Source organism: Micromonospora sp. NPDC005197 (assembly GCF_040608295.1).
Lineage (GTDB): Bacteria > Actinomycetota > Actinomycetes > Mycobacteriales > Micromonosporaceae > Micromonospora.
The window spans coordinates 1-10,663 of the sequence record NZ_JBEXHY010000161.1; the positions used below are offsets into that span (position 1 = coordinate 1).

The 10,663-nt window shown below is 73.3% G+C and carries 8 protein-coding genes and 1 pseudogene; 7 read left to right on the forward strand and 2 right to left on the reverse strand.

Annotation, left to right across the window (positions count from 1 at the left end):
* Positions 1–172: 172 nt before the first annotated feature.
* Together ABZU46_RS28805 and ABZU46_RS28810 are read left to right on the forward strand one after the other, a co-directional pair.
* Positions 173–1,327 (forward strand): annotated as a pseudogene (locus ABZU46_RS28805) (D-alanyl-D-alanine carboxypeptidase); the annotation flags it as partial.
* A 40-nt stretch (positions 1,328–1,367) separates the two neighbouring features.
* Positions 1,368–2,195, forward strand: a complete 828-nt coding sequence (locus tag ABZU46_RS28810) for a peptidylprolyl isomerase (RefSeq protein ID WP_354862663.1) — start codon at positions 1,368–1,370, stop codon at positions 2,193–2,195.
* Between the two features lie 164 nt (positions 2,196–2,359).
* Here ABZU46_RS28810 and ABZU46_RS28815 read toward each other — a convergent pair whose 3' ends face one another.
* Positions 2,360–3,382, reverse strand: coding sequence for a LacI family DNA-binding transcriptional regulator (locus ABZU46_RS28815; protein WP_234588215.1), 1,023 nt, complete (start codon positions 3,380–3,382; stop codon positions 2,360–2,362).
* 271 nt (positions 3,383–3,653) lie between these two features.
* Here ABZU46_RS28815 and ABZU46_RS28820 point away from each other — a divergent pair, with 271 nt between their 5' ends.
* A complete protein-coding gene (locus ABZU46_RS28820) occupies positions 3,654–4,673 on the forward strand; it encodes an acetylxylan esterase (RefSeq protein WP_354862664.1) in 1,020 nt (339 codons plus the stop codon).
* Between the two features lie 40 nt (positions 4,674–4,713).
* Positions 4,714–5,583: a M15 family metallopeptidase gene (locus ABZU46_RS28825; protein ID WP_354862666.1), complete on the forward strand. Its 870-nt coding sequence runs from the start codon at positions 4,714–4,716 to the stop codon at positions 5,581–5,583.
* A gap of 55 nt (positions 5,584–5,638) precedes the next feature.
* Here ABZU46_RS28825 and ABZU46_RS28830 read toward each other — a convergent pair whose 3' ends face one another.
* The gene (locus ABZU46_RS28830) at positions 5,639–6,826 is read right to left on the reverse strand and encodes a spore photoproduct lyase family protein (RefSeq protein WP_354862667.1); all 1,188 of its coding nucleotides are present in this window, start codon (positions 6,824–6,826) and stop codon (positions 5,639–5,641) included.
* Positions 6,827–6,986: 160 nt separating this feature from the next.
* Between ABZU46_RS28830 and ABZU46_RS28835 the strand changes: the two genes are divergently transcribed.
* The 3 genes from ABZU46_RS28835 to ABZU46_RS28845 all read left to right on the forward strand — a co-directional run bounded on the left by ABZU46_RS28835 (position 6,987) and on the right by ABZU46_RS28845 (position 10,618).
* A complete protein-coding gene (locus ABZU46_RS28835; protein WP_354862669.1) occupies positions 6,987–8,303 on the forward strand; it encodes an RICIN domain-containing protein in 1,317 nt (438 codons plus the stop codon).
* A 23-nt stretch (positions 8,304–8,326) separates the two neighbouring features.
* Positions 8,327–8,788 carry a hypothetical protein gene (locus ABZU46_RS28840; protein ID WP_354862671.1) on the forward strand — a complete coding sequence of 154 codons (462 nt, stop codon included), beginning with the start codon at positions 8,327–8,329 and terminating at the stop codon, positions 8,786–8,788.
* Positions 8,789–9,418: 630 nt separating this feature from the next.
* A complete protein-coding gene (locus ABZU46_RS28845) occupies positions 9,419–10,618 on the forward strand; it encodes an RtcB family protein (RefSeq protein WP_354862672.1) in 1,200 nt (399 codons plus the stop codon).
* Positions 10,619–10,663: the final 45 nt, after the last annotated feature.

The following is a 10,663-nucleotide window of genomic DNA, read 5'->3' on the forward strand; positions in this document are numbered from 1 at the left end:
TCGGGTCGCGCACTTGAGCGCTCCGGTGAGGGCGCCCCCGGCGACCCCCGACCGCCCCCCCCCCCCGCCGCTCCCCCCCCCCGCCCCGCCCCCCCCCCCCGCCCCCGCGCGGCGCCCCGCCGCCACGGGCGCTGCCGCCACGAGTGCCGCCGCCGCCCCGCCGGCCGCGCGGTGCCCTCGGGTGCCCGCGCCGGCGATGTCCCGCCCGCCACGGCCCTCGCCCCCGCCCGCCGTGCCCGAAGCGCGGACGGTGGGCGGCGCCGGGCTGGCCACCAGCGGCCTGGTCGTGCCGACCGGCGCGGGCACGCCACCGGCGATCACCGCCACCTCCTGGCTGGTCGCGGACCTGGATTCCGGCAAGGTGCTCGGGGGCTGCGGCCCGCACGAGTACGGCACTCCGGCCAGCGTCCAGAAGCTGCTGCTGGCGGCCACGATGATGCCCCGGCTCGACCCCGCCCAGACGGTGACCGTCACCGCGGCGGACATGAACATCGAGCCCGGCTCCTCCGCCGTCGGCCTGGTCGAGGGCGGCCGCTACACCATCGAGACGATCTGGCTGGGGCTGCTGCTCAACTCCGGCAACGAGGCGGCGAACGCGCTGGCCCGGCTGGGCGGCGGGTCTGACGGCGCGGCCGGGGGAGTCCGCGCCATGAACGAGCAGGCACACCACCTGGGCGCGCTCCAGACGCACGCGGTCACGCCGTCCGGCCTGGACGGCAAGGGCCAGTTCACCAGCGCGTACGACCTGGCGCTGATCGCCCGGGCCTGCTTCGCGCAGCCGACCTTCCGGCGGTACGCGCTCACTCAGCTGGCGACGATTCCGGCTCAGCCGGCGCAGCGGACCAAGGGCTTCCAGATCCAGAACGAGAACCAGCTCATCTACCGGTACCCGGGCGCGTTGGGCGGCAAGACGGGCTTCACCGACCTGGCGCGGCACACCTACGTCGGCGCGGCGGAACGTGACGGGCGTCGGCTGGTGGTGACGCTGCTGGGCGCCGAGCCGGCGCCGATGCGCGGCTGGGAGCAGGGGGCGGCCCTGCTGGACTGGGGTTTCTCGCTGCCCCGCGACGCCAGCGTCGGCCGCCTGGTCGAGCCGGGTGAGCTGACCGCCACGCCGTCGGCCGCGCCGTCCGCGCCGTCCGCGCTTGCCGCGCCCGGTCCGCCCCGCCCGGCGGCGGCCAGCGGCCCGGCGGGCACCGGCTCCGGATGGCTGTGGTCGGTGGTCGCGCTGAGTGGCGCGGGAGTGCTGGCGCTGCTGGGCGGGTTGCTGTGGCACCGCCGCCGTCGGTTGCCCGGTCAGATCGACAACAGGCCTCGGCATCCATAGACTCCGGTCTTTCTGGCAGCACGAGCCCAGGAGGATCCCTGTGTCGAGTGAACTCGAAACGCCTTCCGGCGCGGCGGCACCCCGCCGGTCGGTACGCGCGCTGACCCGCCTCGCCGGTGTGACGGCGTTCGCCGCAACGCTGATCGTCGGCGCGTCGGCTGCCGCGGTGGCCGCGCCGGTCGCGGCCGACGGCACGGTGAGCGCGGCCGCCGCCGATGCCCGCCCGCCGCGCACCACGCACGGCCCGTGCGCCTACACCGAGACGCCCGACGAGCCAGCCGCCCGGCCGGTGCCGCTGCCGCCCGACCCGCGCCGCACCCCGGACCGGGGCAGCGTCCGGGTGACCCTCTCCACCAACCAGGGGCCGATCGGGTTGACCCTGGACCGGGCCGCCGCGCCGTGCACGGTGCAGAGCTTCCTGCACCTGGTCGGCAAGCGCTTCTACGACCGCACCCCGTGCCACCGGCTCACCGCTTACCCGACGCTGAGCGTGTTGCAGTGCGGCGACCCGTCCGGCACCGGCGAGGGTGGCCCCGGCTACCGGTACCGCGACGAACTGCCGACCGACCTGCCGCCGGCCCCCACCGACCCGACCGGCGTACGCCGGGTCTACGCCCGGGGCGTGCTGGCGATGGCCAACGCCGGGCCGGACACCAACGGCAGCCAGTTCTTCCTGGTGTACGCCAACTCGGCGCTACGCCCCAACTACACGATCTTCGGCACGGTGGACGCGGCCGGGCTCGCCACCCTGGACCGGATCGCCGCTCAGGGAATCGCGCCGACGGCCGAGGACCCGGCGCCGGTCGACGGCGCTCCCGCGCAGCCGGTGACCATCCGGCGTGCCGTCCGGGCACACCACCACCACTGACCCGCTCGGCGCGGTGGGCGGCCCCGGTCGCCCAGCGCGCCGCGAAGCGTCCACGTCCGTGGTCGTCGCTTATGGGGCGGACCGGCAGGCCGGAATTTTCGCAGCTGGACCGGAACAGGTGGAACCGGAATCCGACCCGGTTCGGGCCGTCGGAACGGAAGGGATCAGCCGGTCGGCGGGACGGCGGTGCTGTCCCGGACGACCAGCTCGGTGGCCAGCTCCACCCGGGGCGAGTCGATGCCCTCGCCCTGGGCCAGTCGCAGCACCGTCCGCACCGCCAGCCGGCCCATCTCGACCAGGGGCTGCCGGACGGTGGTCAGCGGCGGTGACGCCCACCGGGCTTCCGGCAGGTCGTCGAACCCGACCACGCTGACGTCGTCGGGAACCCGCAGCCCGCGGCGGCGGATGGCCTCGTAGACGCCGAACGCCATCTGGTCGCTGGCCGCGAAGATGCCGGTCGGCGGGTCGGCCAGATCGAGCAGCGCCGTGCCGCCGGCGAAGCCGGAGGCGTGGTAGAAGTCGCCCGGGTAGATCAGCGCGTCGTCCACCGGCACGCCGGCGGCCTCCAGCCCGGCGCGGTAGCCGTCGAGGCGGGCCCGGCTGCACAGCAGGTGTGTCGGCCCGGCCACGAACCCGATCCGCCGGTGCCCGACCGCCAGCAGGTGCTCGGTCGCGGCGAGCCCGCCGGCCCAGTTGGTGGCGCCGATCGTCGGGACGTCCATCGCCGGCACGCCGGCCGGGTCGACGACCACCACCGGCACGTTGAGGCGGCGCAGTTGCGCGTGCAGGGGCGGGCTCAAGTGCGACGTCACGAAGATGACGCCGTCGGTGGCGCGGGTGCGCAGGTTCTGCAACCACTGCCGGGCCGCCGTGGGCTGCCGGTGGATCGCGGAGACCACGGTGCCCACCCCGGCGGCGTGCCCGACGTCCTCCACGCCCCGGATGATCTCCACGGCCCAGGGGCTGTCCAGGTCGTTGAAGACCAGGTCGACGAGGCCCGCGCGGCGGACGCTGCGGCTGCTGCGGCGCCGGTAGCCGTGGTGGCGCAGCAGCTCCTCGACGCGTTCCCGGGTGTCGGGGGCCACATCGGACCGGCCGTTGAGCACCCGTGACACGGTCGGCACCGAGACCCCGGCCTCCCGTGCGATCGCGGTGATGGTCACCCTGCGTCCGTCGTCCGCGTCCACCCGTGTCTCCTTCACCGCTCCGGAGAGACGACCGCGAGCGTCGTCCATCCAGTGTCCCGGAACGGCACGCCCGCTCCTCGCGCCATCTTGCCTCACGGACGGGGGTTGACGACACGCCAGGTCGGTTCTAGCGTTCGGCTGAGTTGCGGAAATGTTCCGGTAATTTGTCGGATGCGTATCGGCGTACGGTCCCGTCTCCGCCGCCCGGCTGTCGGCGTCGGCCACGCCGTGGACGCACCTGATCAGTGCCACGCGACAGACAAGGGGCGCCATGCACACCGACCTGCCCGAGGCGCAGCTACGCGAGTACCGCGGCGTGGTGCGGGACCCGGCCGACTTCGACGAGTTCTGGGCCGACACCCTGGCGCAGGCCCGCGACGCCACCTGGCCGGTCCGGCTCGAGCCCGTGGTGACCGGCCTGCGAGCCATCGACGTGTACGACGTGACGTTCCCCGGGTTCGCCGGTCAGCCCGTACGGGCCTGGCTGCGGGTGCCGCACGGGGCCGGCACGGCGCTGCCGACCGTCGTGCAGTACGTGGGCTACGGGGGCGGGCGCGGGCACGCGCTGGAGAACCTGCTCTGGGCGTCGGCCGGGTTCGCCCATCTGCAGATGGACACCCGGGGGCAGGGTTCGGGCTGGAGCCGGGGCGTCACCGCCGACCTGGGCGCCGCCGGCCCGGAGGCGCCCGGCGTGGCGACGCGGGGCATCGCGGATCCCCGCACCTACTACTACCGGCGGTTGATCACCGACGCGGTCCGGGCGGTGGACGCGGCCCGGACCCTGCCGATGGTCGACCCGACCCGGGTGGCGGTGCTCGGGCACAGCCAGGGTGGCGCACTGGCGCTCGCGGCCGGCGCGTTGGCGCGCGGTGTGCGGGCCGTGGTCGCCCTCGTGCCGTTCCTCTGTGACATCCCGCGTGCCGTGGTGGTCACCGACGCCCACCCGTACCGGGAAATCCGCGACTACCTGGCGATCCACCGGGACGCCGAGGAGCGGGTGCTGACCACCCTGTCGTACGTCGACGGCGTCAACTTCGCCCGACGCTGCCGCCGGCCGGCTCGCTACTCGGTGGCGCTGATGGACGACATCGTGCCGCCGTCGGGGGTGTACGCCGCCCACAACGCCCATGCCGGGGCGACGGAGCTGTCGGTGTGGCGGTACAACGGCCACGAGGCCGGCGGGATCGACGACGACGAGGCGGCCCTGCGCTTCCTCGGCGCGCACCTGGTCGAAGCCCCCGACCCGGCGCCGACCGTGGCGGATCCGGCTCCGCTGGCGGCCGGCGGTTGATCCGGCGCGCGGCACCGACCGCTGCTGATAGACAGGACGGGTGCGCAGGTCAGTGCGGGTGGGTGGCGGCGTCGTGCTGGCGCTCGTCGCGGTGCTCGGCGGCTGCTCCCGTCCGCAGCCGCGTCCGGGCCCGACGGCCCCGGTCTCGGCCCCGCTGACCGGGTCGGCGAGCCCTCCACCGTCGTCGGGGACGCCGACCCCGTCGGCGACCGGCGGGTTGCCGGGCTTCGTGGTGCTTACCGACGTCGACCCGCGCATTCACGCCGACATCCGCTACGCCACGGCGCACAACTTCGTGGGCCGGCCGATCGCCGGCTACCGCGAGCCGCTGTGCCTGCTCACCCGTCAGGCCGCCGAGGCGTTGCGCCGGGTCCAGGACGCCGCGCTGGCCGGCGGCCACAGCCTCAAGGTGTACGACTGCTACCGCCCGCAGCCGGCGGTGGACGACTTCGTCGCCTGGTCGAAGCGCCCCGGCGAGCCGCAGACCAAGGCCGAGTTCTATCCGGACCTGGCCAAGGACCGGCTCTTCGCCGACGGCTACATCGGCGCGCCGACCGCCCACAGCCGGGGCAGCACGCTGGACCTGACGCTCGTCGACGAGCCGCCCGCCAGCCAACCCGCGTACGTGCCCGGGCAGCCGCTGGTTCCCTGTACGGCGCCGCCTGGGCGGCGCTTCGCCGACAACAGCATCGACATGGGCACCGGGTTCGACTGTTTCGACGCCCGGGCGCACACCGCCGACCCCCGCATCACCGGCACGGCGCGGGACAACCGGCAGTTGCTGCGGCGGCTGATGACCGACGCCGGGTTCGTCAACTACGACCGCGAGTGGTGGCACTACGGCCTCCGCGACGACCCGCACCCGCGCACGTACTTCGCCGCGCCGGTGGCCCGCTCCTCGCTCGGGTGACACGCTCCTCGGCGCGACCGCCCGCGGTGTCGGCGTTCGGTCGACGAACCGCGGCTCAGGTCCAGTAGAGGATGCGGCAGGCCGGGACTCGGGCGGCCAGCTCGTCGGTGAACCAGCTCCGCAGCTCGGCCATCGTGTCGCGGGGGTAGACGTACTTCACCGCGCCGAACCTGCCGTGTTTGCGGCTGCGGGACTCCTCGTCCATCTCCAGGCGGGTGTGCGGGTACCAGCCGAGCAGCACCTCCTTGCTGCCCGGGGTGAACCGGTGGGTGATCAGCTCGGCGGTCAGGTCCAGCTCCGGGACCCCGTCGACCGCCGCGCGGACCTGGTCCAGCAGCTCGCCGTAGCGTTCGCGCCAGTTTGGCAGGGGCATGATCGGCGCGATGGTCAGCCCGACGGGGTAGCCGTCGAGCGCGAGCCGGCGCAGCGCGGCGAGCCGGTCTGGCACCCGCGCGGTGCCGCCCTCGAACCGTTCGCTGACCGGGGCGCAGTTGACGCTGAACCGGACCCGGGTGCGGCAGTGGTGGGGCAGCCCGACGAAGGTGTCCACGTCGGCGTACTTGGTGGTCCAGCGCAACTGCACGGGCGCGTCCCAGTCGGCGAAGTGCCGCACCGCCCGCCGCCAGCTGCCGGTCAGGTGTTCCAGTGCGAGGGGGTCGGTGTAGCAGGACGCCTCGAAGGTGGTGCCCTCGTCGGCGCGGCGTGCGTTGCGGCTGGTGACCGTTCCCCGCCCGGCGTACGGGGCCAACCCGGCCAGGATGTCGTCGAGGTCCGCGTACACCCGGGTCACCGGCGGGCCGGAGAGCGAACCGGCGAGGTAGCAGTACTGACAGTGCGCGGGGCAGCCCTCGGCGAGGTCGACGCGCCAGTCGGCGCTGGGGGCGATGGGTTGCAGGACACGCCGCGAGGGCGGGCTCACCACGATCGCCATGGTCGCCTTGGCGCGCGCGTACGTCTCGGAGTCGGTCTGCCCGCGTACGCCGGTGAGCCGGTTCGACCGCAGTCGTTCCACCTCGATGCCCAGCGCCCGCACCCGGTCGACGATCCGCTGCCCGTGGGGGTGGTCCAGGGCGGCCGGGGTGGCCACCACCCGGCCCGGGGTCCAGCGGCGTGCCGGTCTCGCCGCCGGGGCGAGCCCGGCCAGGTCGCGGGTCGGCACCCGCTCGCCGCTGGCGTCGTGCGGCGCGGCGGGCACGTCCACGGCGAGCGGCTGGTCGACGTCGACGGCGTCCGGGCTGGTCATCCGGCCGGGGTACCCGCTGCCGCAGGAATCCCACCCGATCGGTCGACCGGCGATTGACGCACCGGGCGGCACCGCATAACCTTTCGTCTATCTGTAAACCTTGTGAACAGATAGTTCACGTCGACGCGGCGGCGCGCGTCCCGACCGAAGGGACGATCAGGTGATCGCAGAACTTCCCGCCCGTACCAGAAGGATCCTGTCGGTTTTCGTCGCCCTCGTCGTCGCCGTGAGCGCCGGCCTCGGCCTCGGCGTCGCGCGCAGCGCGCAGGCCGCGCCGACGTTCAAGGTCCTGGCCTTCTATAACGGCACCTGGGACGCCGCGCACATCGACTTCGACCGCGACGCCCGCGCCTGGTTCCCGCAGGCCGCCGCCCAGTACGGCTTCTCCTGGGAGGCCACCACCAACTGGGGTCTGCTGAACACCGCGAACCTGGCCCAGTACAAGGTCATCATGTTCCTCGACGACGCTCCGCCCGCCGCGCAGCGGCCCGCCTTCCAGCAGTACATGCAGAACGGCGGGGCGTGGATGGGCTTCCACGTCAGCGCGTTCACCACCGACCCGTCGAGCTGGAGCTGGTACTACAACACCTTCCTCGGCTCCGGCTCCTTCCAGACCAACACCTGGGGGCCGACCCGCGTCACGATGCGCGCCGACAACCGCACCCACCCGGCCACCCAGGCGCTCCCGGCGACCTTCGCGTCGTCGATCAGCGAGTGGTACTCCTGGAGCAACGACCTGCGCCAGAACCCGGACATCGACATCCTGGCCTCCGTCGACCCGTCCAGCTTCCCGGTCGGCACGGACCCCAACCAGTCCTGGTACGGCGGCTACTACCCGCTGGTGTGGAGCAACAAGCGCTACAAGATGCTGTACGCCAACTTCGGGCACAACGCGATGAACTACAGCACCAACACCGGCCTGTCCTCCACCTTCGACAGCCCGCAGCAGAACAAGCTGCTAATCGACGGTCTGCACTGGCTCGCCGGCGCCGGCACGACGCCCACCCCGACGCCCACGCCGACGGGCACCGCCGGCCCGATCTCGCCGACCGCCTGGCACACCGTCGTCAACCGGGGCAGCGGCAAGTGCGTGGACGCCCGGGCCGCCGGCACCGCCAACGGCACCGCCATCCAGCAGTACGCGTGCAACAGCAGCGCCGCCCAGCAGTACCAGTTCGCGCCGACCAGTGGCGGCTACCTGCGGGTCAACAACCGCGGCAACAGCGCCCAGGTGCTCGACGTGACCGACCGGTCGACCGCCGACTCGGCGCCCATCCAGCTCTGGTCCTACAGCGGCGGCAACAACCAGCAGTGGCGGGCGGAATCCGAGGGCGGCGGCTACTACCGGCTGGTCAACCGCACCAGCGGCAAGTGCCTCGACGTGCCGGGAGCGTCCACTGCGGACAGCGTCCAGCTCATCCAGTACACGTGCAACGGCACGGCGGCGCAGTCCTTCCGGCTGGTGCCGCAGCCGTAGCTCGCGGGCGGTAGCGTCCGCGCATGGCCATCCCTGATCGTGTGCCCATCGCGTACGAATCCGACTACCGCACCCGCTACATCGGCAGGTACGACAAGGGCCAGTTCTTCGGCTCCGTCACCGCGACACTTGAGGACGGTGCCGGAGCCGAAGACGACTGGTACCGCCACAAGCGGTGGTACGCGGTGCTGCACCGGTTCGACGCCGACGGCGTGCATACCGACTCGGACATCTGGTTCGCCGGCACCAGCGAAGACGAGGACGCCTCGATCACCCGTGCCGAGGCCCGCCTCCTCGAATGGATCGACGGGCTGCCCGGCCGGGTCTTCGGCGACATCGCCATCGCGCTGTTCCAGGTCGAGGTCGACGGGCACGCCTTTGGCCTGGTCGACTGGTCCGCGGAGTACGACGGCGCGGACCACGCCGAGTTCGTCCCCGACGAACTGGGCTTCGACCCGCCCTGGGACGGCTGCTACGACACCTGAGCCCCGCTACGTCGCTCGGCGGCCCGCCCCGACGCCCCCTGGTGCGTGCCCTGTCGAGCTGCCCCACGAACGGGGCAGGCAGGCGGGCAGACGTGTCGGTCCCGCGACCACCGTCGGCCGTGAGCGGCGGCGCGACCGCCGTGGGCGGTGCTTCCTCCGGCTGGCCTCGGCGGAAGCACCGCCCCATCTATGGGGCAGCTCGACAGGTCGCGAGAGTGACTCCCCGGGGCCAGACCACGGCCGGCCGCGCGGGCGCAATATCCTTTGCGGACAGCTCCTGCCCCGCCTACCGTCATGCGCAGTACGGCCGAGCACACCCGGGGAGCACGCCATGTCGCAACGCACAGCCACCGACGCCACCTGGCGCAGGCCAGGTAGCGGTGCCGGTGCCGCGTTGCCGCCCGGCGCGTCGTACCGCTGTCTCGGCCGGCCCGCGCAGGGGCGACCCCAGGCTCGGTGCCAGTGGCGGCGACCTCGCTGACGCCACACGCGTCAGGCGTGGCCGCCCACCCCCTGCGGGTTGGCGGCCCTTTTCGTATCCGACGAGCTTTCGCGCCGGTTCCATCCTGGCGCACGATCATTTCCGGTCATCAATAACGATTGGTGCCGGCCTGACACGAGGAGACCACGATGGGCTTCACCCCCCTGGCCGGTACCCGGGCGCCCGTCCGGGTCTGGACCGACCCGTACGCCATCGAGCCGCAGGCCGCGAAGCAGCTGCGCAACATCGGCGCGCTGCCCTGGGTGCAGGGCGTCGCCGTCATGCCCGACGTGCACTTCGGCAAGGGCGCCACCGTCGGCTCGGTGATCGCCATGCGACAGGCCGTCTCGCCGGCTGCGGTCGGTGTCGACATCGGCTGCGGCATGTCGGCGGTGCGCACGTCGCTGACCGCCGCCGACCTGCCGGACGACCTGGCCGGGCTGCGTTCCGCGATCGAGGCCACCATCCCGGTCGGCTTCGCCCAGCGGCAGGAGGCGGTCAACCCGCGCCGGGTCCGTGGCCTGGAGCAGGCCGGCTGGGACGACTTCTGGAGTCGGTTCGCCAGCCTGGACCGGCGGGTGGCGCAGCTGGAGACCCGGGCCCAGCGGCAGCTCGGGACGCTCGGCGGCGGCAACCACTTCATCGAGGTCTGCCTGGAGCAGGGCGGCGCCGACGAGGGCCGGGTTTGGCTGATGCTGCACTCCGGGTCGCGCAACATCGGCAAGGAGCTGGCCGAACGGCACATCGGAGTGGCCCGCAAGCTGCCGCACAACGTCGACCTGCCCGACCGGGACCTGGCGGTGTTCCTCGCCGGAACGCCCGAGATGGACGCGTACCGGCGGGACCTGTGGTGGGCGCAGGAGTACGCGCGGCGCAATCGGGCCGTCATGCTGGCCCTGCTCTGCGGTGTGGTGCGTGAGCACTTCCCGCAGGTCGGCTACGACGAACCCATCTCCTGCCACCACAACTACGTGTCCGAGGAGAGCTACGACGGGGTGGAGGTGCTGGTCACCCGCAAGGGCGCGATCCGGGCTGGCCGGGGCGACCTGGGCATCATCCCCGGGTCGATGGGCACCGGGTCGTACATCGTGCGGGGCCGGGGCAACCCGGACGCGTACTGCTCGGCCTCGCACGGCGCCGGCCGGCGGATGTCGCGGGCGCAGGCCAAGCGGACGTTCAGCACCGACGACCTGGCCGCGCAGACCGCCGGCGTCGAGTGCCGCAAGGACGCCGGGGTGGTCGACGAGATCCCCGGCGCGTACAAGGACATCACCGAGGTGATGGCCCAGCAGGAGGACCTGGTGGAGGTGGTCGCGCACCTCAAGCAGGTCGTCTGCGTGAAGGGCTGACGGGGATCTCGTCGACCACCCCGGCGTCCTTGCGGCACTCGACGC

Bases quoted from the DNA above. Each gene is read 5' to 3' on its own strand.
- ABZU46_RS28820 (WP_354862664.1), top strand. From the start codon at position 3,654: ATGCACACCGACCTGCCCGAGGCGCAGCTACGCGAGTACCGCGGCGTG.
- ABZU46_RS28830 (WP_354862667.1), bottom strand. From the start codon at position 6,826: ATGACCAGCCCGGACGCCGTCGACGTCGACCAGCCGCTCGCCGTGGAC.
- ABZU46_RS28845 (WP_354862672.1), top strand. From the start codon at position 9,419: ATGGGCTTCACCCCCCTGGCCGGTACCCGGGCGCCCGTCCGGGTCTGG.
- ABZU46_RS28840 (WP_354862671.1), top strand. From the start codon at position 8,327: ATGGCCATCCCTGATCGTGTGCCCATCGCGTACGAATCCGACTACCGC.